Here is a 23,715-nt window from a genome sequence, read left to right as displayed (position 1 = left end):
GTCTCGACGACGAACACGGGGGCGGTCATGAGGGGAGCCTTTCCGGAAAGTGGGAGAAACACGGAAGGGGTGCCGGGGCGAGGACCCCGGCACCCCTCCGCGGACGGCTAGCGGCCGTTGAACGCGTCCTTCAGACGCGAGAACAGGCCCTGCTGGCCCGGCGCGAACTGGCCGGACGGCCGCTCCTCGCCGCGCAGCACCGCGAGGCGGCGCAGCAGCTCCTCCTGCTCGGGGTCGAGCTTGGTGGGCGTCTGCACCTCGACGTGCACTATCAGGTCGCCCCGGCCGCCCCCGCGCAGGTGGGTGATGCCGCGGCCGTGCAGCGGGATCGACTGGCCGGACTGGGTGCCGGGCCGGATGTCGACCTCCTCCAGCCCGTCGAGGGTCTGCAGCGGCACCTGGGTGCCGAGCGAGGCGGCCGTCATCGGGATGGTGACGGTGCAGTGCAGGTCGTCCCCGCGCCGCTGGAAGACGGTGTGCGTGGTCTCGGCGATCTCGACGTACAGGTCGCCGGCCGGGCCGCCGCCGGGGCCGACCTCGCCCTCGCCGGCCAGCTGGATCCGGGTGCCGTTGTCGACACCGGCCGGGATCTTGACGGTCAGGGTGCGGCGGGCGCGGACCCGGCCGTCGCCGGCGCACTCCGGGCACGGGGTCGGCACGACGGTGCCGAAGCCCTGGCACTGCGGGCAGGGGCGGGAGGTCATGACCTGGCCCAGGAAGGACCGGGTGACCTGGGAGACCTCGCCCTTGCCGCGGCACATGTCGCAGGTCTGCGCGGAGGTGCCGGGCGCGGCGCCCTCGCCGCTGCAGGTGGTGCAGGTGACGGCCGTGTCGACCTGGAGCTCCTTGGTGGTGCCGAACGCGGCCTCCTCCAGGGTGATCTCCAGCCGGATCATGGCGTCCTGGCCGCGGCGGGTGCGCGAGCGCGGGCCGCGCTGGCCGGCCGCGGCGCCGAAGAAGGCGTCCATGATGTCGGAGAAGCCGAAACCGGCCGCGCCGGCGCCGAAGCCGCCCGCGCCACCGCCGCCGCCCGGCGACAGCGGGTCGCCGCCGAGGTCGTAGACCTGCCGCTTCTGCGGGTCGGAGAGCACCTCGTAGGCGGCGTTGATCTCCTTGAACCGCTCCTGCGTCTTCGGGTCCGGGTTGACGTCCGGGTGCAGTTCGCGTGCCAGGCGCCGGAACGCCTTCTTGATCTCGTCCTGCCCCGCATCCCGTCGGACGCCGAGTACCGCGTAGTAGTCCGTGGCCACCAAATGCTCCGCTTGTTCCGCCTGTAGTAGTGCTGCGACAGGGCACCACCGCTGGATGTTCCGGCGGTGGCTTGCTCGCTACGACTCGGCCAGGATCTGGCCCACGTACCGAGCCACCGCTCGCACCGCCCCCATTGTGCCCGGATAGTCCATCCGGGTCGGACCGATCACACCCAGTTTGGCCACGCTCTCGTCGCCCGAACCGTAACCGACCGACACCACCGAGGTGGAATTCAGCCCCTCGTAGGCGTTCTCCCGGCCGATCCGGACCGTCATCGCCGCGTCCGCGGTCTCACCCAGGAGGCGGAGCAGGACGACCTGCTCCTCCAGCGCCTCCAGGACCGGCTGGATGGTGAGCGGGAAGTCGTGGCCGAAGCGGGTCAGGTTGGCCGTGCCGGCCAGCATGATCCGCTCCTCGTTCTGCTCGGCGAGCGCCTCGAACAGCGTCGCCAGGACCGTGCTGACGGTCGCCCGGTCGACCTGTTCGAACATCGCGGGCAGTTCCTCCAGCGCCGCCGGGACGTCCGGCAGGCGCTGGCCGACGGCCCGCGCGTTGATCCGGGCCCGCAGGTCCGACAGGACCACCTCGCCGACGGTGCCCGGGCAGTCCACCATGCGCTGCTCGACCCGGCCGGTGTTGGTGATCAGGACCAGCATCACCTTGGCCGGGGCGAGCGCGACCAGCTCGATGTGCCGCACGGTGGAGCGGCTCAGCGACGGGTACTGCACCACGGCGACCTGCCGGGTGAGCTGGGCGAGCAGCCGCACGGTGCGCGCGACGGTGTCGTCCAGGTCGACCGCGCCCTCCAGGAAGTGCCGGATCGCGCGGCGCTCGGGCGCGCTCATCGGCTTGACCTCGGCGAGCCGGTCGACGAACAGCCGGTACCCCTTGTCGGTGGGGATGCGTCCGGCGCTGGTGTGCGGCTGGTGGATGTACCCCTCCTCCTCCAGCGCCGCCATGTCGTTGCGGACGGTGGCCGGGGACACCCCGAGGTTGTGCCGCTCCACCAGGGCCTTGGAGCCCACCGGCTCCTCGGTGCCCACGTAGTCCTGGACGATCGCGCGCAGCACGGCGAGCTTGCGGTCGTCCAGCTGGCGGACCTCTCCGGCCATGGGGCACGCACCTCCGTCTTCGCACGTTGTCCGTTGTGACGTATCGAGCTGATGCGGGCCTGGAAGGCCCCGGCTTTGGCACTCTGAACGCACGAGTGCCAGAACCGTACCTGCCAGTGTACGGCCCGGGTCCGACGGCAGGAACGGCGCGGCGGGGGTGATCCTGCCCGCAGTTCCCGGCGCGGGGGTGGTGCCCCACGGCCGTCCGGGTGGCAGCATCGATAGCGGACGGCGAACGGAGGAGCAAGCGATGTCGAGCTCGGCCCAGCACACCCGCTTCGCGCCCGACCGCGGCCTGACCGGCCGGATGGTCGGGACCATGTTCGTGATCGGGCTGTTGTACGTCGGATTCACCGGCCTGCTGATCGTGCTGCTGCGCGGCGCCTGGCCCCTGATCGTGCTGATCTCCGGCGGGCTGTTCGTGGCCCAGTTCTGGTTCAGCGACAAGATCACCGAACGGGCCATGGGCGCCCGCCCGGTGTCCCCCGAGGAGTACCCGCAGCTGCACGGCACCGTCGACCGGCTCTGCGCGCTCGCCGACATGCCCAAGCCCCGGGTGGCGGTCGCCGACAGCGACATGCCGAACGCCTTCGCCACCGGCCGCAACCCGCAGAACGCCGTCGTCTGCGTCACCACCGGCCTGCTGCGCCGGCTGGAGCCCGAGGAACTGGAGGGCGTCCTCGCCCACGAGCTCTCCCACGTCGCCCACCGGGACGTCGCCGTGATGACGATCGCCGGGTTCCTCGGCGTCCTCGCCGGGGCGATGACCCGGATCGCCATGTACGGCGGGTTCATCGGCGGCGGGCGCGACAACAACGACCAGAACGCGGCCATCGCCGCGCTGGTCATCCCGCTGGTGTCGATCGTCGTCTACGCGATCAGCTTCCTGCTCACCCGGCTGCTGTCGCGCTACCGCGAGCTCGCCGCCGACCGCGCCGCCGCCCAGCTCACCGGCCGTCCCAGCGCGCTCGCCTCGGCGCTCACCAAGGTCACCGGGCAGATCGCCGCGATCCCGTCCAAGGACCTGCGCCAGGCGCAGCCCTACAACGCCTTCTACTTCGCCCCGGCGCTGAACGCCAAGGAGACGGCCTCCCAGCTGCTCTCCACCCACCCGACGCTGGAGAAGCGGCTGGAGCAGCTCGCGAAGATCTCCGCCCAGCTGGGCCGCTGACCGCTGTTGACCGCTGCCGATCGCTGTTGACCCGAAGGGACCGCCGTGGGAATCCTGGACGCGCTGTTCGGCCGCACCAAGCCCGTCAAGCCCGACCTCGACCAGCTGTTCGGCATCCCCTCGGCCGCGCTCACCCTGGAGGCGGGCGCGGGCTTCCTGCCCACCGGGCTCGGCTCGGTGTGCTTCGCGGCCGTCGAGGGCGCCGCGTTCGTGCAGGTCGAGCAGCAGGTGCGGGCGCTGCTCGACGCCGACACCGAGCGCGGCGGCGTCCCGGTGGAGGCCTCCAAGGACGGCTACGGCTACTCGTGGCTGCTCGCCCGGCACACCTCCGAGGAGCTACCGGAGCTGGTGAACGACCTGCACGCGGTCAACAGCGAGCTGGAGGCGAACGGCTTCGGGCCGCAGCTGCTCTGCTCGTTGGTCGGCTTCAGGAACGGCGAGGGCCAGTCGCTGGCGCTGGTCTACCTCTACAAGCGCGGCACCTTCTACCCGTTCGCGCCGATGCCCGGCGGCGGGGAGCGGCGCAACAGCCCGCTGGAGCTGCAGATCAACGCGATGCTGGCGAACGACCTGCGGCTGGAGAAGGACCTCGGCCGCTGGTTCCCGGTGTGGGGCGCGCCAGGCCTCTGACGGTCCGTCCGTAGACTCGCCGCTATGCGCAGCCGCCAGTACGGACCCGACCTGACCCCGCCGTGGAAGAAGCAACAGCCCGCCCCGGAGGTGCCCGCCGAGCGGGACCTGGTGGTCGAGGAGGCGGCGACCGGCTTCTGCGGGGCGGTGGTGCGGTGCGAGAAGACGGCGGAGGGGTTCACCGTCACGCTGGAGGACCGCTTCGGCAAGCACCGGGTGTTCCCGATGGTGCCGCGCGGCTTCCTGCTGGAGGGCAAGGCCGTCACCCTGGTCCGCCCGGCCGGGGCCGCCCCCGCCCCCGTCCGCACCCCGGGCCGCACCGCCTCCGGCTCCGTAGCCGTCCCCGGCGCCCGCGCCCGGGTCGCGCGCGAGTCCCGCATCTACGTCGAGGGCCGGCACGACGCCGAGCTGGTCGAGCGGGTCTGGGGCGACGACCTGCGGATCGAGGGCGTCGTGGTCGAGTACCTGGAGGGCGTGGACGACCTCCCCGCGATCGTCGCCGACTTCGCCCCCGGCCCCGGCCGCCGCCTCGGCGTCCTGGTCGACCACCTGCTCCCCGGCACCAAGGAACACCGCATCGCCACCCAGGTCACCGGCGAGAACGTCCTGGTCGTCGGCCACCCCTACATCGACATCTGGCAGGCCGTGAAGCCCTCGTCCGTCGGCATCCCGGCCTGGCCGGCCGTCCCCCGCGGCGAGGAGTGGAAGGAGGGCATCTGCCGCCGCCTCGGCTGGCCGGTGGACACCCCTGCGGCGTGGAAGCACATCCTGTCGAAGGTGAACTCCTACAAGGACCTGGAGCCCGAACTCCTCGGCCGAGTAGAGGAGTTGATCGACTTCGCGACGCTCCCGGATCAGGAGTAGGTCTGGAACTCCGAGGTGTCGAGGCTGATGCCCAGCAGGTCGACCGGAATAGGCTCGCCGAATTTGGTGGTCCGCGCAGACACGTAGTCCGGCAGCCCCGAAGCGCTCGCCCGGTTCGGCTCGGTCAGCAGCACGCAGACGGCCTTGATCGGGTCGACGATCAGGTAGACGGGGATCGTGCCCTCGGCGTAGAGCTCGCGCTTGGTCCGGTAGTCGCGCAGGACGCTGGTCTTCGAGACCACCTCGACCACCAGGGTCAGGAGAGGCGCAGGGAGCAGGCGACCACGGCTGGCGGCGTCCCGCTCGAACACGACGAGATCCGGCTGCGGCTCGCTCGTCAGCCCGGGAAGATCGATGTCCTGCGTGGTCAAGCGGTGCCACCGTGCCCGGGGGATCTGGTCCTGAATGGCTTCGACAATGACGTTGTGGACCATGTCAGGCCCGGCCATCATCACGATTTCCCCCCTGATGAGCTCGGCCTTGAAGCCTTCCGGGACCTCCAGGTTCTCGAAGATCCCCATCACCCGGTCATCGATGGCGGTCATCGCGCGCTCCCTCCGACGGCTGACACCACGTTAACGAAACTCAGTCCACCAGGTCACGCACGACCGCGTCGGCCAGGAGGCGGCCCTGGAGGGTCAGGGTGGCGCGGCCCTGCTCGTACGAGCCGGGGGCGAGGAGGCCGCTCGACAGGGCTTCCTCGGCGGCCTTGCGGGCCGTGTCGGTGAGGAGGGTGAGGGGGATGCCCTCGGCGAGGCGCAGCTCCAGCAGGATGCGCTCGATGCGGCGGTCCTCGTCGGTCAGGACCTCGCGGGCCAGGGCGGGGGTGCGGCCCTCGGCGAGGGCCTGGGCGTAGGCGGCGGGGTGCTTGGCGTTCCACCAGCGGGTGCCGCCGACGTGGCTGTGGGCGCCGGGGCCGGCGCCCCACCAGTCGGCGCCGGTCCAGTACAGCTCGTTGTGGCGGCAGCGGCCCTCGGGGGTGGTGGCCCAGTTGGAGACCTCGTACCAGTGGTAGCCGGCGGCGGCGAGCGCCTCCTCGGCGATCAGGTAGCGGTCGGCGTGGACGTCGTCGTCGATCATCGGGAGCTCGCCGCGCTTGACGCGGGCGGCGAGGCGGGTGCCCTCCTCGACGATCAGCGAGTAGGCGGAGACGTGGTCGGGCCCGGCGCCGATGGCGGCGTCCAGGGAGGCCCGCCAGTCGTCGTCGGACTCGCCGGGGGTGCCGTAGATGAGGTCGAGGTTGACGTGCTCGAAGCCGGCCGTGCGGGCCTCGGCGACGCAGGCCTCGGGGCGGCCCGGGGTGTGGTGGCGGTCGAGCAGCTGCAGCACGTGCGGGCGGGCGCTCTGCATGCCGAAGGAGACCCGGTTGTAGCCGCCCTCGCGCAGCTCGGCGAGGTAGGCCGGGCCGACGGACTCCGGGTTGGCCTCGGTGGTCACCTCGGCGCCCTCGGCGAGCCCGAACTCGTCGCGGAGGGCGGCGAGCATCCGCACCAGGTCGCGGGCGGGCAGGAGGGTCGGGGTGCCGCCGCCGAGGAAGACCGTCTCCACCGGGAGGTCCGTGTCGCCCAGGACGCGCCGGGCGAGCCGGATCTCCGCGATCACGTTGTCGGCGTACGTCTCCTGGGAGGCGACCGCCCCCGAGGAGCGCAGCTCGGTGGCCGTGTAGGTGTTGAAGTCGCAGTAGCCGCAGCGGCTGGCGCAGTACGGCACGTGCAGGTAGAAGCCGAACGGCCGCGTCCCGAGTCCGTCGAGGGCGTGCGCGGGCAGGGAACCGTCGGACGGCACCGGATCGCCGTCGGGGAGTGCGGAGGGCATGACCCCATTGTCCCGTACGGCCCGGGTGTTCCCGCGGGCCGTACGGGACGGGGGCGGCTCAGGCCTCGTTGGCCCCCGCGTACATCGCGGTCACGGCGTCCGCGTACGTCCGCTCGACCACCGGGCGCTTGATCTTCAGGCTCGGGGTGAGCTCGCCGTGCTCGATGTCGAGGTCGCGCGGCAGCAGGTGGAACTTCTTGATCGTCTGCCAGCGCTGGAGGTCGCCGTTGAGCTTCTTCACGAAGCCCTCGATCAGCTCGTGCACCTGCGGGTCGGCGGTCACCTCGGCGTAGGACTTGCCGGCCAGGCCGTGCTCGGCCGCCCACGGCATGATCACGGCCTCGTCCAGGCCGATCAGCGCGGTGCAGAAGTTGCGGCCGTTGCCGATCACCAGGATGTTGCTGACGAACGGGCACACCGCCTTGAACTTGCCCTCGACCTCGCTCGGCGCGACGTACTTGCCGCCCGAGGTCTTGAACAGGTCCTTCTTGCGGTCGGTGATCCGCAGGAAGCCGTCCGGGCTGAGCTCACCGATGTCCTCGGTGTGGAACCAGCCGTCCGGCTCCAGCACCTCGGCGGTCTTCTCCGGCAGGTTGTGGTAGCCGCGCATGACGCCCGGGCCGCGCAGCAGGATCTCGCCGTCCTCGGCGATCCGCACCTCGGTGCCGGGCAGCGCGCGGCCGACGGTGCCGATCCGCACGTCCTCCTTGCGGTTGACGCACGAGCCGGCGCTGGTCTCGCTCAGGCCGTAGCCCTCCAGGATCGGCACGCCGGCGCCGAGGAAGAAGTAGCCGATCTCGGGGGCCAGCGCCGCGCTGCCGGAGACGGCGCCGCGCAGGCGCCCGCCGAAGGCCGCGCGGATCTTCGCGTACACCAGCTTGTCGGCGACCGCGTGCTGCGCCCGCAGGGCGAACGGCGCGCTGTCCACCCCGGTGGCGATCCGGTTCTCCTGGGTGACCCGGGCGTACTCGCGGGCCACCCCGGCCGCCCAGCGGAAGATCTTGTACTTGGCGCCGCCCTCGGCCCTGGCCCGGCCGGCGATCCCGTTGTAGACCTTCTCGAAGATGCGCGGCGCCGACGCCATGACGGTCGGCCGGATGGCCGGCAGGTTGTGGATGATCCGGTCGACCCGGCCGTCCACCGCCATCACGTGGCCGGTGGCGATCTGGCCCGAGATCAGCGTCTTGCCGAACACGTGCGACAGCGGCAGCCACATGAACTGGACGTCGTCCGGGCCGAGCAGCCCGCTCGCCTCCTGGGCGCGGGCCTCGTAGGCCCAGCAGTCGTGCACCAGGCGCACGCCCTTGGGGCGGCCGGTGGTGCCCGAGGTGTAGATCAGGGTGGCCAGCTGCTCCTTGTCGAGCGCGGCGACGGCCTTCTCGACGGCGTCCGGGTGCTCGGTCAGGTACGCGGCGCCGCGCTCCTCCAGCTCGGCGAGGGTGAGCAGGTCGAGCCCGGCCGTCTCGGGCGCCTCCGCGGGGGCGTCGAAGAGGATCACGGTGCGCAGCTCGGGCAGCTGCTCGATCTGCTCGACGGCCTTGGCGAGCTGCGCGGCGTTCTCCGCGAACATCGCCCGGCAGCCGGAGTCGGAGAGGATGAAGGCCGTCTCGTCGGCGTTGGTGCTCGGGTAGACGGTCGTGGTGGCCGCGCCCGCGCACATGTTGCCGAGGTCGGCGACGATCCACTCCAGGCGGGTGGAGGACGCCAGGGCGACCCGGTCCTCCGGCTGGATGCCGAGGGCCATCAGGCCGGCGGCCACCGCCTTGACCCGGGCCGCCGTCTGCGCCCAGGTGAGCGACCGCCACTGCTCGGCGCCGGGGGCGCTGTCGGCGGCGTGCTCGTCCACCGGGGCGGGGTAGCGGTAGGCCTCGGTGTTGGGGGTCGCGGCGACGCGCTCCAGGAACAGGTGGGCGACGGAGGCGGGACGCCCGGCGACGATGTCGGCACTGCCGGAGTCGATCAGGGACTGCGCGGAACTCAACGAGGACCTCCGGGGGCGGGTGGCCGTCTGAGGGATTTTTCGCGGCGCCCGTGGGGGGCGGTCGCCGGGCCCCCGTCACACGTGCGGTACCGGCGAGTAACAAGGAGGCAATCAGCAGCCTAGGGGGAAACCGGTCATTCCGTAAGGGGGTCTACCCAGCCGGCACCCCGCCACCGCCCCCGTGCACAGCGGACGACACGCGCGTGAACCCCGCAACCCGGCCCGCCCGGCGGTTCGGCAAAGGACTGGACAAACCTCATGGCCCGGCCGGGGGAATCGTCTGTACGAGTGCACGAAGGAACGAGAATTGGGATGCGAATCCACCCGCCGACGACAAGAGTGTGCAAGTGCTGATCAGACTGCTCAGGGCGTACCTGCGCCCGTACTCCCGACCGATCACCCTGCTGGTCGTCCTCCAACTCGTGGCGACCCTCGCGGCGCTCTACCTGCCCACTCTCAACGCCGACATCATCGACAGCGGCGTCGTCAAGGGCGACACCGGCTACATCCTCAGGGTCGGCGCCGTGATGATCGGCATCACCCTCGTCCAGGCGCTCTGCTCGATCGGCGCGGTCTACTACGGCGCGCACACCGCCATGGCCTTCGGACGCGACGTGCGCGCGGCCGTCTTCGACCGCGTCCAGAGCTTCTCCGCCCGCGAGGTCGGCCAGTTCGGCGCCCCCTCCCTGATCACCCGCACCACCAACGACGTCCAGCAGGTCCAGATGCTGGCCCTGATGAGCTTCACCCTCATGGTCGCCGCGCCGATCATGTGCGTCGGCGGCATCATCATGGCCCTCAACCAGGACGTGCCGCTGTCCGGCCTGCTCCTCGCCGTCATCCCGCTCCTCGGCACCGTCGTCCTCCTGCTCGTCCGCTCGCTGCGCCCCAAGTTCCGCAGCATGCAGGAGAAGATCGACACCGTGAACCGGGTCCTGCGCGAGCAGATCACCGGCATCCGCGTCATCCGCGCCTTCGTCAAGGACGACCACGAGCAGGCCCGCTTCGGCGACGCCAACGGCGACCTCACCAGCGTCTCGCTGCAGGTCGGCCGACTCATGGCGTTCATGTTCCCGGCCGTCATGCTCGTCGTGAACGTCTCCAGCGTCGCCGTCCTGTGGTTCGGCGCCCACCGGATCGACAGCGGCGGCATGGAGATCGGCGCCCTCACCGCCTTCCTCTCCTACCTCATGCAGATCCTCATGAGCGTCATGATGGCCACCTTCATGTTCATGATGGTGCCCCGCGCCGAGGTCTGCGCCGAACGCATCCAGGAGGTCCTCGCCACCTCCTCCAGCGTCGTGCCGCCCGCCGCGCCCGTCACCGAGGTCCTGCGCCGCGGCAACCTCGAACTGCGCGACGTCGACTTCCGCTACCCCGGCGCCGAGGCCCCCGTGCTGCGCGGCATCGCCATCACCGCCCGCCCCGGCGAGACCACCGCCGTCATCGGCTCCACCGGCAGCGGCAAGTCCACCCTCCTCGGCCTCGTCCCCCGGCTCTTCGACGCCACCACCGGACAGGTCCTGCTCGACGGCGTCGACGTGCGCGAACTCGCCCCCGAGGCGATCGCCGAGAGCGTCGGCCTCGTCCCCCAGAAGCCCTACCTGTTCACCGGCACCATCGCCAGCAACCTGCGCTACGGCCGGCCCGACGCCACCGACGAGGAACTCTGGCACGCCCTCGACGTCGCCCAGGCCAAGGACTTCGTCCAGAAGCTCCCCGAAGGCCTCGACGCCCCCATCGCCCAGGGCGGCAGCAACGTCTCCGGCGGCCAGCGCCAGCGCCTCGCCATCGCCCGCGCCCTCGTGCGCAAACCCGACGTCTACCTCTTCGACGACTCCTTCTCCGCGCTCGACTACGCCACCGACGCCCGGCTGCGCAAGGCCCTCTCCCACGAGACCTCCGACGCCACCGTCCTCATCGTCGCCCAGCGCGTCTCCACCATCCGCGACGCCGACCGCATCATCGTCCTCGACGAAGGCGCCGTCGTCGGCACCGGCACCCACCACGAGCTCATGGCCGACAACCCGACCTACCGGGAGATCGTCCTCTCCCAGCTCACCGAGCAGGAGGCGGCGTGACCACCCCCCGCAAGCCCAGCGCCCCCCAGCCGGCCGGGCAGCAGCCATCGGACCGGGCGGAGGCCGCCGAACTCCCCAGCGACTCCCAGGCCGCCGCCGCCCGCCGAGGCCCGGCCGGCCCGGGCCGCTTCATGGGCGGCCAGGGCACCGAGAAGTCCATGGACTTCAAGGGCTCCGGCAAACGCCTGCTCGGCCTGCTGCGCCCCGAACGCCCCCTGCTCACCGCCGTCCTCGGCCTCGGCGTGCTCAGCATCGGCTGCGCCGTCACCGGCCCCAAGGTCCTCGGCCACGCCACCGACCTGATCTTCGCCGGCGTCGTCGGCACCCGCTTCGAGCCCGGCACCTCCAAGGCCCAGGCCGTCGAGGGCCTGCGCGCCCACGGCCAGGGCGGCATCGCCGACCTGCTCGCCTCCGTCGACTTCACCCCCGGCCAGGGCATGGACTTCGGCGCCATCGGCACCATCCTGCTCTGGGTGCTCGCGATCTACGTCGCCTCCGCCCTGTTCGGCATCGTCCAGGGCCGCCTCGCCACCAAGGCCATCCAGCGCGCCGGCTACCGGCTCCGCCAGGACGTCGAGGCCAAACTCGCCCGCCTGCCGCTGAGTTACTTCGACAAGCAGCCGCGCGGCGAGGTCCTCAGCCGCGTCACCAACGACATCGACAACATCAGCCAGTCGATGCAGCAGACCCTCGGACAGGTCGTCAACTCGCTGCTCACCGTCCTCGGCGTGCTCGCGATGATGTTCTGGATCTCCCCGCTGCTCGCCGTGATCGCCCTGGTCACGGTGCCGCTGTCGGTCGTCGTCGCCGCCAAGGTCGGCAAGCGGGCGCAGCCGCAGTTCGTCCAGCAGTGGGCCTCCACCGGCAAGCTCAACGCGCACATCGAGGAGATGTACACCGGGCACGCCCTGGTCAAGGTCTTCGGCCGCCAGCACGAGTCCGCCGAGACCTTCCGCGAGCACAACGAGGCGCTGTTCGCCTCCAGCTTCCGCGCCCAGTTCATCTCCGGCATCATCCAGCCCGCGATGATGCTCATCGGCAACCTGCAGTACGTCCTCGTCGCCGTCGTCGGCGGCCTGCGCGTCGCCAGCGGCGCGCTGTCCATCGGTGACGTGCAGGCGTTCATCCAGTACTCGCGGCAGTTCAGCCAGCCGCTCACCCAGGTCGCCAGCATGGCCAACCTGGTCCAGTCCGGCGTCGCCTCCGCCGAGCGCGTCTTCGAACTCCTCGACGCGCCCGAGCAGAGCCCCGAACCGGCCATGCCAGAGAAGCCCGACGTCGTCCACGGCCGGGTCGTCTTCCAGGACGTGGCCTTCCGCTACGACCCCGACAAGCCCCTCATCGAGGACCTCTCGCTCAAGGTCGAGCCCGGCCAGACCGTCGCCATCGTCGGCCCCACCGGCGCCGGCAAGACCACCCTCGTCAACCTGCTGATGCGCTTCTACGAGGTCAGCGCGGGGCGCATCACCCTCGACGGGGTCGACGTCTCCGCGATGTCCCGCGAGGACCTGCGCTCCGGCATCGGCATGGTCCTCCAGGACACCTGGCTGTTCGGCGGCAGCATCGCCGACAACATCGCCTACGGCGCCCAGGGAGCCACCCGCGACCAGGTCGTCGAGGCCGCGAAGGCCGCCCACGTCGACCGCTTCGTGCGCACCCTGCCGGACGGCTACGACACCGTCATCGACGACGAGGGCACCGGCGTCAGCGCGGGCGAGAAGCAGCTCATCACCATCGCCCGGGCCTTCCTCGCCCAGCCCTCCATCCTCGTCCTCGACGAGGCGACCAGCTCCGTCGACACCCGCACCGAGGTGCTCATCCAGCGGGCCATGGCCCGGCTGCGCACCGGGCGCACCAGCTTCGTCATCGCGCACCGGCTCTCCACCATCCGGGACGCCGACGTGATCCTCGTGATGGAGAACGGCTCGATCGTCGAGCAGGGCTCGCACGACGAGCTGATCGCGTCCGGCGGCGCGTACTCGCGGCTGTACCAGGCGCAGTTCGCGGAGGCCGTGGCCGAGGTGGACTGACCCGCGGTCACGTACGGGCCGGGGCGGGACCTTCCCGCTCCGGCCCTTCGCGTTCCCGGGCCCTTCTCGTTCCCGGGCCCTTCTCGTTCCCAGGCCCTTCGCGTTCCGGGCCCTTCGCGTTCCCGGGCCCTGTTCGTGCCCCGGTCTTCGCTTTCCCCGTTCGGACCGCTACCTTGGGCCCGTGATCGACGAGCAGACCCCGGACGCGTTCGAGGCCAACCGACGCTACCTGGGCTCGGTCGCCTACCGGCTGCTCGGCTCGTTCACCGACGCCGAGGACGTCCTCCAGGAGGCCTGGCTGCGCTGGCGCGCCACCGACCGCGCCGCCGTCGCCGACCCGCGCGCGTTCCTCACCACCGTCGTCACCCGGCTCTGCTACGACCAGCTCGGCTCCGCCCGGGCCCGCCGCGAGGCCTACTACGGCGAGTGGCTGCCCGAGCCGTCCGTCTCCTACGCGAAGGCCCCCGACTCTCCCGCCGAACTCGCCGAGCGCGACGAGTCCGTCTCGCTCGCGCTGCTCGCCGTCCTGGAACAGCTCACCCCGGCCGAGCGGGCCGCCCTCGTCCTGCACGACGTCTTCGCGGTCGGCTTCGAGGACATCGCCGCCTCCCTGGACCGCACCCCGGACGCCGCCCGCCAGCTCGCCTCCCGGGCCCGGCGCCGGGTCAAGGACGGCGGCCGACACACCGGCGGCGCCGACCCGGCCGAACACCGGCGCGCCGTCGAGGCGTTCGCCTCCGCCAGCACCAGGGGCGACATCCTCGGACTGATGGAGATCCTCGACCCGGACGTGGTCTGGCACGCCGACGGCGGCGGCATCATCCGCGCCGCCGCCCGCCCGGTCCACGGCTCCGACAAGGTCGCCCGCCTGGTGGCCGGCCTGTTCGGCAAGTGGTTCACCACCGAGTACGGACAGGGCTACGCGACGGTCAACGGCGAGCCGGGCCTGGTCTGGTACGAGAAGGCCACCGGCACCGTCCATGGCGTGGTGGCCTTCGCCCTCGCCGGCGAGCGGATCGCCGAGGCGTACGTCGTGGTCAACCCCGAGAAGCTCACCCGCATCGCCCCCGTCGAGGCCTGAGCCCCCGGCTGCAACAGCCCGCACCCGCACGTGACGCAGGTCACCGTCACACTCCGCCCGGCCACGCCGTCCCCTTGCCGAACCGCGCTGCACGACAGCGAACCTCGCAAGGAGGCGGACGAGATGAGCAACACCACCACCGAGAAGCGGATCGTCGTCCTGGGCGCCGGCTACGCCGGACTCAGCACCGCCAAGGGCGCCGGCCGCCGCCACACCGTCACCCTCGTCGCACCCGAGGAGCGACTCCTCCACCGCGTCCGCCGGCACGAGACCGCGGCCGGCCACGGACGGGACTGGCCCGCCATCGAGCGGCTCGCACGCGGCCGGCACATCGAGCACCGGCGCGCCAAGGCCGTCGAACTCGACCTCGACGGCCACAAGGTCCTGCTCGACGACGGCACCGCCCTCGGCTACGACACCCTGGTCTACGCCCTCGGCAGCCGCACCGCCTGGCACGACGTCCCCGGCGCCGCCGAACACGCCTACAGCGCCGAACGCGCCGCCGAACTCGACCGGCGCCTGCGCAACGCCGCCGAGCCCGGCACCCTCGCCGTCGTCGGCGGCGGCGCCACCGGCATCGAACTCGCCACCGAACTCGCCGAGGCCCACCCCCGGTGGCGGGTGCGGATCGTCGCGGCCGGCCGGGTCGGCGGCATCTACTCGCCCAAGGGCCGCGCCCACATCCTGCGCGTCCTCGACCGGCTCGGCGTGACCGTCCACGACGACACCACCGTCACCGAGGTCACCCCCACCGGGCTGCGCACCACCGCCGGCCCGATCGAGGCCGACGTCACCGTCTGGGCCGCCTCGATGGAGCCGCACCCGCTGGCCGCCGAGGCCGGCCTGGCCGTCGACGACCGCGGCCGGGCCCTGGTCGACGAGTACCTCCGGTCGGCCTCGCACCCGGACGTCCACGTCGTCGGCGACGCCGCCGCGGTGACCGTCCCCGGCACCGGCACCCTGCGGATGGGCTGCGCCACCGCCCTGCCGATGGGCCAGTACCTCGGCAAGCTGCTCGACGGGCGCACGGACAAGCCCTTCGCGTACAAGTACGTCGCGCAGTGCCTGAGCCTCGGACGACGGGACGGGCTGCTCCAGCTCGTCGGCGGGGACGACTCGATGCGGCCGACCGTGCTCACCGGGACGGCGGGGCGGCTGGCCAAGGCGGCGATCGTCGGCGGGGTGCTGGCGGCGCTCAAGTAGCCCCTGGGGGCCCGCAGGACGCGGGGGCGCGGGAACGCGGAAGGGCCCGGAGGACGCGGGGACGTGGGAACGCGGAAGGGCCCGGAGCGCGATCGCTCCGGGCCCTTCCGCTGCTGCTACTTCTTTTCCTTCGGCACCTCGGCGTCGGTGGACAGCGCGGCGATGAAGGCCTCCTGCGGGACCTCCACGCGGCCGACCATCTTCATCCGCTTCTTGCCTTCCTTCTGCTTCTCCAGCAGCTTCCGCTTACGGGAGATGTCACCGCCGTAGCACTTGGCGAGGACGTCCTTGCGGATCGCGCGGACCGTCTCACGGGCGATCACGCGGGAGCCGATGGCCGCCTGGATCGGCACCTCGAACTGCTGGCGCGGGATGAGCTTCTGCAGCTTGCCCGCCATCATCACGCCGTAGTTGTAGGCCTTGTCCTTGTGCACGATCGCCGAGAACGCGTCGACCGCGTCACCGTGCAGCAGGATGTCGACCTTCACCAGGGCCGCGGTCTGCTCGCCGATGGGCTCGTAGTCGAGGGACGCGTAGCCGCGGGTCTTGGACTTCAGCTGATCGAAGAAGTCGAAGACGATCTCCGCGAGCGGCAGGGTGTAGCGCAGCTCGACCCGGTCCTCGGAGAGGTAGTCCATGCCCTGCAGGGCACCCCGGCGGGACTGGCACAGCTCCATGATCGCGCCGACGAACTCGTTGGGCGCGAGGATCGTGCCGCGCACGACCGGCTCGTAGACCTCGGCGATCTTGCCGGTCGGGAACTCGCTCGGGTTGGTGACGGTGTGCTCGCTGCCGTCCTCCATGATCACCCGGTAGATCACGTTCGGGGCGGTGGAGATCAGGTCGAGGTTGAACTCGCGCTCCAGGCGCTCCCGGATGATCTCCAGGTGCAGCAGGCCGAGGAAGCCGCAGCGGTAGCCGAAGCCGAGCGCGACCGAGGTCTCCGGCTCGTACACCAGGGCGGCGTCGTTCAGGCGCAGCTTGTCCAGGGCGTCGCGCAGCAGCGGGTAGTCCGAGCCGTCCAGCGGGTACAGGCCGGAGAACACCATCGGGCGCGGGTCCTTGTAGCCGCCGAGCGGCTCGGTGGCGCCCTTGTTCTGCGAGGTGATCGTGTCACCGACCTTGGACTGCCGGACGTCCTTCACACCGGTGATGATGTAGCCCACCTCGCCGACGCCGAGGCCGTCGGCCACCTTCGGCTCGGGCGAGATGACGCCGATCTCCAGCAGCTCGTGGGTCGCGCCGGTGGACATCATCGCGATGCGCTCGCGCTTGGTGAGCTGACCGTCCACGACACGGACGTAGGTGACCACGCCGCGGTAGGCGTCGTACACCGAGTCGAAGATCATCGCGCGGGCCGGGGCGTCCTTGACGCCGACCGGGGCCGGGATCGTGTTGACGATGTGGTCCAGCAGGTCCTCGACACCGAGACCGGTCTTGGCGCTGACCTGGAGCACGTCGGAGGGGTCGCAGCCGATGATGTGCGCGATCTCGGCGGCGTACTTCTCCGGCTGGGCGGCCGGCAGGTCGATCTTGTTGAGCACCGGGATGATCGTGAGGTCGTTCTCCAGCGCCAGGTACAGGTTGGCGAGGGTCTGCGCCTCGATGCCCTGGGCAGCGTCGACCACCAGGATGGTGCCCTCGCACGCGGCGAGGGAGCGGGACACCTCGTACGTGAAGTCCACGTGGCCGGGGGTGTCGATCATGTTGAGGATGTGCGTGGACCCGGCGTTCGGCCCGGTCTTCGGCGCCCACGGGAGGCGGACCGCCTGCGACTTGATGGTGATGCCGCGCTCACGCTCGATGTCCATGCGGTCGAGGTACTGGGCGCGCATCTGCCGCGGGTCGACGACGCCGGTGATCTGCAGCATCCGGTCTGCGAGCGTCGACTTGCCGTGGTCGATGTGGGCGATGATGCAGAAGTTGCGGATCAGCGCCGGGTCGGTACGGCTGGGCTCTGGCACATTGCTGGGGGTCGCGGGCACCTTGGTCCGATTCTCCGTTGGTCCGGGGCCGGGGGTGTCCGGGTCATCGCTGACCGGCTTCCCGGGGGACCGGACAGTCTCGTCCGATCGAAATAGTTCCTCCCATCTTCCCACGACCCCGGCGCGGGCCGCCGTTCGGTCCGGCCCGGGTCGTTCGTGGGGGTGCGGTGCCGGCCTTCCCGCGCGGCTTCCCGCCCGGCTTCCCATGCGCTTCCCACCCGGCTTCCCATGCCGGTCCGGCCGGGGTTGGATGGTGTCCCATGATCCTGGAAAGCGCCCTGCTCGACGTCCTGCCCGGCCGGGAGGACGAGTTCCTCGCCGCCTTCGCCGAGGCCCGGCCGCTGATCACCGTCCAGCGCGGCTTCCGCTCACTGCAACTGCGGCGCTGCCTGGACGAGGGGCGCGGTTCGCGGTTCCTGCTCCAGGTCGAGTGGGAGACCCTCGCCGACCACACCGAGGGCTTCCGCGGCTCCGCCGAGTACGAACGCTGGCGGGAACTGCTGCACCGCTTCTACCGGCCCTTCCCCGAGGTCGAGCACTACGGCGAGCCCGTGCTCGACGCGTAGCGGGCCGGGCCCGGCACCCCCGCCGGTTTGGGGCGGGCAGCGGCCCCCTGGTAGCGTGGTCAGCTGCACCTGGCCTCGGCATGCCCTCTCAGCTGGTCCGACGGCCGCCGGTGCAGCCCTCCCCCAGCCTTCGGCCGGGGGGACCCCCATGATCCTTTTTAGACAAGACTGAGGCTCCTTCGTGGCGAACATCAAGTCCCAGATCAAGCGCAACAAGACCAACGAGAAGGCGCGCCTGCGCAACAAGGCCGTCAAGTCCTCGCTGAAGACCGCTCTGCGCAAGGCCCGTGAGGCCGCTGCCGCCGGCGAGACCGAGAAGGCCGTCGTGCTGGCCCGCGCCGCCTCCAAGGCGCTCGACAAGGCCGTGAGCAAGGGCGTCATCCACGCCAACCAGGCCGCCAACAAGAAGTCGGCCATCACCAAGCGCGTCAACACCGCCGCCCAGGCCTGACGCCCCCGGGGGCCGCTGCCCCCGACGCCCCAGGGCGACCCGGCCCTCTACCCGGAACCCTGAGGCGCGCGAGACTCGCACCGCACGCGGCCTGCGTTCGCCACGCGGGTGCGGTGCACACGGCAGTACGGCAGGCGCCGTGGTCCGCCTCTTCCCCAGAGGCCGGCCACGGCGCCTGTTGCGTTCGGCCGTCGCTTTCGGGGGGCCGTGCGCGGACGGTCGAGTTGCCCCAGGCGCCCCTGCCCGCGCCGTACGCCGCTCAGTACGAAGGACGGTTACCGTGTACGCCGCTCAGTACGAAAGACGGTTGCCGTACGCCGCTCAGTACGAGGGACGGCTGCCCGCACGGGCGGCGCGCGCCACCGCGACCACCGCGCGCTCCAGGGCGTAGGCCGGATCGTCCGAGCCGCCCTTGACCGCGGCGTCCGCCTGCGCGATCGCCGTCAGCGCGACGGCCACGCCGTCGCCCGTCCAGCCGCGCATCTGCTGACGCACCCGGTCGACCTTCCACGGCGGCATGCCCAGCTCGCGCGCCAGATCACCCGGGCGCATGTTCCGCCCGGCGCTCGCCAGCCGCCCGATGCTGCGCACGCCGGACGCCAGCGCGTAGGTGATGCCCGTCGGCGGCTGCCCGACCGCCAGCGCCCAGCGCAGCCGCTCCAGCGCCTCCGCCGCCCGGCCGGTCACGGCCAGGTCCGCCACCTCGAAGCCGGTGGCCTCGGCCCGGCCGCTGTAGTAGCGGGCCACGACGGTCTCGTCGATCGCGCCCTCGACGTCCGAGGTGAGCTGGCTGCACGCGGCGGCCAGCTCGCGCAGGTCGCTGCCGAGCGCGTCCAGCAGGGCCTGGCAGGCCTCCGGCGTCGCGGAGCGCCCCAGCGTGCGGAACTCGCCCTTGACGAAGGCCAGCCGCTCGCTCGCCTTCGCCAGCTTCGCGCAGGCCACCTCCCGGCCACCCGCCTTGCGCCCCGCGTCCAGCAGGCCCTTGCCCTTGGCGCCGCCCGCGTGCACCAGCACCATGATCACTTCTTCGGCCGGGGCCTCGATGTACGCCTTGACCTCCTTCACGGAGTCGGCGGAGAGGTCCTGGGCGGCCCTGACCACGATCACCTTGCGCTCGGCGAACAGCGACGGCGTCGTCAGCTCGGCCAGACTCCCGGGCTGGAGCCCCCCGGGCGGGAGATCCCGCACGTCGGTGTCCGGATCCGCCGCCTTCGCCGCCGCCACCACCTGGGCGACCGCGCGGTCGAGCAGCAGCTCCTCCTGGCCGACCGCGAGGGTCAGCGGGGCGAGCAGGTCGTCGGGTGCACTCTTCCTGGCCATCCCCACCAGCATCCCACGGAGCACGGACAGCCCCCGCCGGACCTGCGCGCCCGCCGCCGGCGGACCTGGACAATGGGCCGGTGACCGAAGACCACACCACCGACCAGCCGGACGTCGACGACCCGCACGCCCGGCAACTGCTCGTCCTGCCCGACCGCGACGCCGCCGACGAGGCCGCGGAGGAACTCGGCGCCACCCAGCCCGACCTCGGCGACCTGGAGGTCGTCCGCGACGCCCTGGCCGGCGAGGACGACGCCGAGGACGCCCAGTGGCTGGTCGTCGTCGAACCCCCGGAGGACGGGTGGACCCCGGCCCGGCTGCGCACCCTGGACGCGCTCGCCGCCGAGTACGAGGGCTGGCGCGAGGAGGGCTGATTGCGACACGCGCCGTCCGGGCCGCCCGGGCGCCGTTCGCCTCGCTCGACCGCCCTGGCCACAACGGAAAACTCCTCTCCGGGAGTTGACTGATGGTCAGGGCGGCGCTTTGCTTCAGAGACGGTGGTGGCGGCATGCGACGCGCTTGATGTCATGACCCTGACATTCGGCTCGTGCGCTCCTCCTCGCTCCCTGCTCCTGCTCCTGCTCCTGCTCCTGCTCCTGCTCCCACGCCTGCCCCGCCGCCGCTCCCCCGCGACACCCCCACGACTCCGGAGGCCCCCCATGGCCAGGAAGCGCTCCATCGCCCTCGCGGCCGGCACCGTCGCCGCACTCACCGCGCTCGCCCTGTCCGCCGTACCGAGCGCGACGGCCCAGAACACCCACCGGCCGAGCGCCGGGAACGTCTTCGTCTTCCGCGTCCCCACCCACACCGCGGCAGACGCCCAGACACTCACCGGCGCAGGCTTCGACCTGCTCGAACACCGGCAAGGCGACGACCTGTTCGTCCTCGGCGACGCCCGCGCCGGCACCCGGCTGCGACTCCTCGGCTTCACCCCGACGGTCGAGCGGACGATGCCCGATCCGGCCCAGGCACCGCTCCAACTCCGCCCCAAGAGCGGACAATTGGTGGCGGGCGACCCGAACGAGACGTACGACGGCGGCTACCACACCGTCAACGCCCACTACGCCCACCTCGACCAAGTCACCGCCCAGCACCCGGACCTGGCGACCGAGGTGACGTACGGACAGTCCTGGCGCAAGCAGAACGGACGGCCCGGCGGTTACGACCTCAAGGCCGTCTGCATCACCAAACGGACCGGGAACGACTGCGCGCTCTCGCCCAACTCGGCCAAACCCCGGTTCTTCCTGATGAGCCAGATCCACGCCCGCGAGCTGACCACCGGCGAAACGTCCTGGCGCTGGATCGACCACCTCACCGGCGGATACGGCACCGACCAGGAGGTCACCGCGCTCCTCGACTCCACCGAGATCTGGGTCGTGCCGATCGCCAACCCCGACGGCGTCGACATCGTCCAGCAGGGCGGCAACACCCCGCTCTACCAGCGCAAGAACGCCGACGACTCGAACGGCTCCGGCTGCGACTTCACCGGCCAGATCGGCGTCGACCTCAACCGCAACGCCGGCACCCACTGGGGCGGACTCGGCACCTCGACCGACCCGTGCTCCGAGGTCTACCTCGGACCGCAGGCCGACTCGGAAGTCGAGAACACGGCCCTGGAGGGCCTGTTCCGCAACCTCTACCCGGCCGTGCGCGGCCCGGGCGACTCCGACCCCGCCCCGGCGGACACCCGCGGCATGATGATCACCCTGCACAGCGACGCCAGCATGGTCATCTTCCCGTGGGCCCACGATCACGCCGTCCACACCGGCAACGACGCCGCCCTGCGCGCCCTGGCCGGCAAACTCGGCGCCCTCACCAACTACCAGCCCGGCCAGGCCGGCGAGATCCTCTACGACGCCGCCGGCGGCACCGACGACTGGATCTACGACAAGCTCGGCACCGCCAGCTTCACCATCGAGGTCGGCGACAGCGACTCCCGAGGCTGCTCCGGCTTCATGCCCGCCTACTCCTGCCAGGACTCCTACTTCTGGCCCAAGATGAAACCCGCCCTGATGTACGCCGCCGCCCACGCCCGGGCCCCGTACACCACGACCACGACCGACGACTGATTCACCCGCTCACTCAGCCGCTCACTCACCCGCCGATTCGCCTCACCGATTCACCCACCCCCGGCCGCGACGTTCCGGACTCTCCGGATCGCCGCGGCCGGGGACATTTCCGGGAGCCCGTTCATTGACGGTGCATGTTCACCAATTCCGTTTCCGGTGAGTCCACTTGGTGAGATTCGCCGAATTCTCGAATTTCTCCGCAGAGGAGTCCGGAACTGTTCATTCCCTGGCCGCCGCAGGTATACCGGGGCCTCCCACCCTATGACCGCACGGCCGCAGCCAACTTCCCCAACCTCCCCCTCAACAGGAGACCTCCGTGACCCGTCGTTATCTCCGGCTCGCCGCCACGCTCGGCGCCGCCGGTGTGCTGGCCGGATCCACCGTCGCCCAGGCAGCCGCCGCCGAGGAGGGCCGCGGTGCCCACGCCAAGCACGTGCTGCTGGTCTCGGTCGACGGCCTCCACCAGTCGGACCTGGCCCGGTTCGTGGCCGAACACCCCCAGTCCGCGCTGGCCCGGCTGGTCCGCGGCGGAGTCGAATACACCCACGCGAGCACCACCAACCCCTCGGACTCCTTCCCCGGCATGGTCGCGCAGCTCACCGGCGGCGGCCCGGGCACCACCGGCATCTACTACGACGACACCTACGACGCCGCGCTGCTCCCGGCCGGCACCACCGACTGCCGGAACGCCAAGCCCGGCGTCGAGGTCGACCTCACCGAGGACCTCGACCGGAACCAGAACGCGCTCGACGCCGGCCAGGGCCTCGCCGGCCTGCCCGGCTCCATCCTGCAGATGACCGGCCGGCCGCAGACCCTCCTCGACCCGGCCAAGCTGCCGGTCGACCCGGACACCTGCAAGCCGGTCTACCCGCACTCCTACCTCCAGGTGAACACCGTCTTCGAGGTGGCCCGCCAGGCCGGGCTGCGCACCGCGTGGTCCGACAAGCACGCCGCCTACGACATCCTCAACGGCCCCTCGGGTGAGGGCATCCAGGACCTCTTCACCCCGGAGATCAACAGCAAGGCGACCGGGTACAGCGGCGACTGGACCAAGGACAACAAGGCCACCCAGCAGTACGACTCGTACAAGGTGCAGGCCGTCCTCAACGAGATCGACGGCTACGACCACAGCCGCTCCGAGAAGGTCGGCACCCCCGCGGTCTTCGGCCTGAACCTCCAGTCGGTCTCCACCGCGCAGAAGCTCAAGAGCTCCGACGGCCTCCAGGGCGGCTACGTCACCAAGGGCGTGCCCGGCCCGCTGGTCGAGAAGAGCCTGGAGTTCGTCGACCAGCAGATCGGCGCGCTGACCGCCGAACTGCGCGCCCAGCACCTGGACGGCTCCACCACGATCATCCTGTCCGCCAAGCACGGCCAGTCCCCGACCGACCCGGCCGCGCTCAACCGGATCGACGACGGCCCGCTGCTGGACGGCCTCAACGCCGCCTGGAAGGCCGCCCACCCGGGCGCCGGCAACCTCGTCGCCCACGCGGTCGACGACGACGGCGTGCTGCTCTGGCTCATCGACCGCTCCGAGGCCGCCACCGCTTTCGCCAAGGACTACCTGCTGGCGCAGAGCGGCAACGGCGTCGACATCAACGGCAAGGCCCGCCCGTTCACCCGGAGCGGCATCGAGAAGGCTTACGCCGGCGAGGACGCCGCCGACCACTTCGGCGTCGACCCGGGCGACCCCCGCGTGCCCGACGTCTTCGGCGTCGCCCAGTACGGCGTCGTCTACACCGGCGGCAGCAAGATCGCCGAACACGGCGGCGCCCACCCCGACGACCTGAGCGTCCCCCTGGTCGTCACCGGCGCCGCCACCCCGAACGGCCGCCACGAGGACGAGCAGGTCGAAACCAAGCAGATCGCCCCGACCATCCTGAAGCTCCTCGGCCTCAACCCCAACGCCCTGGAAGCCGTCCACGAGGAACACACCCGAGTCCTCCCCATCCGCTGACCCCCGCACAGGCCTGGGGCCCCGGCCCCGCCCCCGGGCGGCCGCACGCCACACACACGCGCGGCCGCCCGGGCCCACGTCCCCCGCCCGCATCCGAACCGGGGGGCCTGGGGCCACCCCCACGTCCCCGCGGGGCGCGGCGGGGCGGGCC

Annotated in this window: 19 protein-coding genes; 12 read left to right on the top strand and 7 right to left on the bottom strand. The window is 71.6% G+C overall.

The features are described from left to right. Nucleotides 1-107 precede the first annotated feature (107 nt). Together dnaJ and hrcA are read right to left on the bottom strand one after the other, a co-directional pair. Nucleotides 108-1,250, bottom strand: coding sequence for a molecular chaperone DnaJ (gene dnaJ / locus AB0O00_RS09530; protein ID WP_363649839.1), 1,143 nt, complete (start codon nucleotides 1,248-1,250; stop codon nucleotides 108-110). A 78-nt stretch (nucleotides 1,251-1,328) separates the two neighbouring features. Next, nucleotides 1,329-2,363 (bottom strand): heat-inducible transcriptional repressor HrcA, encoded by a 1,035-nt coding sequence (gene hrcA / locus AB0O00_RS09525; RefSeq protein WP_363649837.1) that lies wholly within the window; start codon nucleotides 2,361-2,363, stop codon nucleotides 1,329-1,331. A 250-nt stretch (nucleotides 2,364-2,613) separates the two neighbouring features. Here hrcA and htpX point away from each other — a divergent pair, with 250 nt between their 5' ends. Genes htpX through AB0O00_RS09510 form a run of 3 tightly spaced genes read left to right on the top strand, consistent with a single transcriptional unit; the run spans nucleotide 2,614 to nucleotide 5,028 of the window. Then, nucleotides 2,614-3,534, top strand: a complete 921-nt coding sequence (htpX, locus tag AB0O00_RS09520; RefSeq protein ID WP_363649836.1) for a zinc metalloprotease HtpX — start codon at nucleotides 2,614-2,616, stop codon at nucleotides 3,532-3,534. Between the two features lie 45 nt (nucleotides 3,535-3,579). Then, nucleotides 3,580-4,164 carry a hypothetical protein gene (locus AB0O00_RS09515; protein ID WP_359969854.1) on the top strand — a complete coding sequence of 195 codons (585 nt, stop codon included), beginning with the start codon at nucleotides 3,580-3,582 and terminating at the stop codon, nucleotides 4,162-4,164. 24 nt (nucleotides 4,165-4,188) lie between these two features. Next, complete coding sequence (locus AB0O00_RS09510) at nucleotides 4,189-5,028, top strand: DUF3097 domain-containing protein (protein WP_363649834.1); 840 nt, start codon at nucleotides 4,189-4,191, stop codon at nucleotides 5,026-5,028. On the opposite strand, the gene AB0O00_RS09505 is transcribed toward AB0O00_RS09510, so the two are convergent. From AB0O00_RS09505 to AB0O00_RS09495, 3 genes are read right to left on the bottom strand one after another with little or no spacing between them, the layout of a single operon-like run. Beyond that, nucleotides 5,019-5,573, bottom strand: a complete 555-nt coding sequence (locus AB0O00_RS09505) for a Uma2 family endonuclease (RefSeq protein WP_363649832.1) — start codon at nucleotides 5,571-5,573, stop codon at nucleotides 5,019-5,021. The two genes, AB0O00_RS09510 and AB0O00_RS09505, sit on opposite strands and share 10 nt — an antisense overlap. Nucleotides 5,574-5,613: 40 nt before the next feature. Beyond that, complete coding sequence (hemW, locus tag AB0O00_RS09500) at nucleotides 5,614-6,843, bottom strand: radical SAM family heme chaperone HemW (RefSeq protein WP_363649830.1); 1,230 nt, start codon at nucleotides 6,841-6,843, stop codon at nucleotides 5,614-5,616. 58 nt (nucleotides 6,844-6,901) lie between these two features. Next, nucleotides 6,902-8,824, bottom strand: a complete 1,923-nt coding sequence (locus AB0O00_RS09495; RefSeq protein WP_363649828.1) for a long-chain fatty acid--CoA ligase — start codon at nucleotides 8,822-8,824, stop codon at nucleotides 6,902-6,904. Between the two features lie 347 nt (nucleotides 8,825-9,171). Here AB0O00_RS09495 and AB0O00_RS09490 point away from each other — a divergent pair, with 347 nt between their 5' ends. The 4 genes from AB0O00_RS09490 to AB0O00_RS09475 all read left to right on the top strand — a co-directional run bounded on the left by AB0O00_RS09490 (nucleotide 9,172) and on the right by AB0O00_RS09475 (nucleotide 15,219). Next, entirely contained in the window at nucleotides 9,172-10,905 is a 1,734-nt protein-coding gene (locus tag AB0O00_RS09490; RefSeq protein WP_363649826.1) for an ABC transporter ATP-binding protein, read from the top strand. Nucleotides 10,906-11,036: 131 nt separating this feature from the next. Next, nucleotides 11,037-12,935, top strand: a complete 1,899-nt coding sequence (locus tag AB0O00_RS09485; protein ID WP_363649841.1) for an ABC transporter ATP-binding protein — start codon at nucleotides 11,037-11,039, stop codon at nucleotides 12,933-12,935. Between the two features lie 181 nt (nucleotides 12,936-13,116). Continuing rightward, on the top strand, nucleotides 13,117-14,016 hold the full coding sequence (sigJ, locus tag AB0O00_RS09480) for an RNA polymerase sigma factor SigJ (protein ID WP_363649825.1): 900 nt from the start codon (nucleotides 13,117-13,119) through the stop codon (nucleotides 14,014-14,016). 123 nt (nucleotides 14,017-14,139) lie between these two features. Continuing rightward, nucleotides 14,140-15,219, top strand: a complete 1,080-nt coding sequence (locus AB0O00_RS09475; protein ID WP_363649823.1) for an FAD-dependent oxidoreductase — start codon at nucleotides 14,140-14,142, stop codon at nucleotides 15,217-15,219. A gap of 116 nt (nucleotides 15,220-15,335) precedes the next feature. Here AB0O00_RS09475 and lepA read toward each other — a convergent pair whose 3' ends face one another. Then, nucleotides 15,336-17,204: a translation elongation factor 4 gene (gene lepA / locus AB0O00_RS09470; RefSeq protein ID WP_363649821.1), complete on the bottom strand. Its 1,869-nt coding sequence runs from the start codon at nucleotides 17,202-17,204 to the stop codon at nucleotides 15,336-15,338. A 260-nt stretch (nucleotides 17,205-17,464) separates the two neighbouring features. On the opposite strand from lepA, the gene AB0O00_RS09465 reads away from it, so the two are divergent. Both AB0O00_RS09465 and rpsT read left to right on the top strand, forming a co-directional pair. Next, entirely contained in the window at nucleotides 17,465-17,770 is a 306-nt protein-coding gene (locus AB0O00_RS09465) for an antibiotic biosynthesis monooxygenase (protein ID WP_363649819.1), read from the top strand. A gap of 181 nt (nucleotides 17,771-17,951) precedes the next feature. After that, complete coding sequence (gene rpsT / locus AB0O00_RS09460; RefSeq protein WP_329931122.1) at nucleotides 17,952-18,221, top strand: 30S ribosomal protein S20; 270 nt, start codon at nucleotides 17,952-17,954, stop codon at nucleotides 18,219-18,221. A 321-nt stretch (nucleotides 18,222-18,542) separates the two neighbouring features. Here the strand turns inward: rpsT and holA are convergent, their stop codons facing one another. Further along, a complete protein-coding gene (holA, locus tag AB0O00_RS09455; RefSeq protein ID WP_363649817.1) occupies nucleotides 18,543-19,541 on the bottom strand; it encodes a DNA polymerase III subunit delta in 999 nt (332 codons plus the stop codon). Between the two features lie 80 nt (nucleotides 19,542-19,621). Between holA and AB0O00_RS09450 the strand changes: the two genes are divergently transcribed. The 3 genes from AB0O00_RS09450 (at nucleotide 19,622) to AB0O00_RS09440 (ending at nucleotide 23,564) form a co-directional block, all read left to right on the top strand. Then, on the top strand, nucleotides 19,622-19,915 hold the full coding sequence (locus tag AB0O00_RS09450; RefSeq protein WP_363649815.1) for a hypothetical protein: 294 nt from the start codon (nucleotides 19,622-19,624) through the stop codon (nucleotides 19,913-19,915). A gap of 285 nt (nucleotides 19,916-20,200) precedes the next feature. After that, nucleotides 20,201-21,610 (top strand): M14 family zinc carboxypeptidase, encoded by a 1,410-nt coding sequence (locus tag AB0O00_RS09445; protein ID WP_363649813.1) that lies wholly within the window; start codon nucleotides 20,201-20,203, stop codon nucleotides 21,608-21,610. Between the two features lie 316 nt (nucleotides 21,611-21,926). Further along, nucleotides 21,927-23,564 (top strand): alkaline phosphatase family protein, encoded by a 1,638-nt coding sequence (locus AB0O00_RS09440; RefSeq protein ID WP_363649811.1) that lies wholly within the window; start codon nucleotides 21,927-21,929, stop codon nucleotides 23,562-23,564. Nucleotides 23,565-23,715: the final 151 nt, after the last annotated feature.

Origin of the sequence: Kitasatospora sp. NPDC093558, assembly GCF_040683475.1 — a bacterium.
Lineage (GTDB): Bacteria > Actinomycetota > Actinomycetes > Streptomycetales > Streptomycetaceae > Kitasatospora.
This window is presented reverse-complemented; position numbering and strand designations above follow the sequence as displayed.

Bases quoted from the DNA above. Each gene is read 5' to 3' on its own strand.
- hrcA (WP_363649837.1), bottom strand. From the start codon at position 2,363: ATGGCCGGAGAGGTCCGCCAGCTGGACGACCGCAAGCTCGCCGTGCTG.
- htpX (WP_363649836.1), top strand. From the start codon at position 2,614: ATGTCGAGCTCGGCCCAGCACACCCGCTTCGCGCCCGACCGCGGCCTG.
- AB0O00_RS09510 (WP_363649834.1), top strand. From the start codon at position 4,189: ATGCGCAGCCGCCAGTACGGACCCGACCTGACCCCGCCGTGGAAGAAG.
- AB0O00_RS09505 (WP_363649832.1), bottom strand. From the start codon at position 5,573: ATGACCGCCATCGATGACCGGGTGATGGGGATCTTCGAGAACCTGGAG.
- hemW (WP_363649830.1), bottom strand. From the start codon at position 6,843: ATGCCCTCCGCACTCCCCGACGGCGATCCGGTGCCGTCCGACGGTTCC.
- AB0O00_RS09485 (WP_363649841.1), top strand. From the start codon at position 11,037: ATGGGCGGCCAGGGCACCGAGAAGTCCATGGACTTCAAGGGCTCCGGC.
- AB0O00_RS09475 (WP_363649823.1), top strand. From the start codon at position 14,140: ATGAGCAACACCACCACCGAGAAGCGGATCGTCGTCCTGGGCGCCGGC.
- AB0O00_RS09465 (WP_363649819.1), top strand. From the start codon at position 17,465: ATGATCCTGGAAAGCGCCCTGCTCGACGTCCTGCCCGGCCGGGAGGAC.
- holA (WP_363649817.1), bottom strand. From the start codon at position 19,541: ATGGCCAGGAAGAGTGCACCCGACGACCTGCTCGCCCCGCTGACCCTC.
- AB0O00_RS09445 (WP_363649813.1), top strand. From the start codon at position 20,201: ATGGCCAGGAAGCGCTCCATCGCCCTCGCGGCCGGCACCGTCGCCGCA.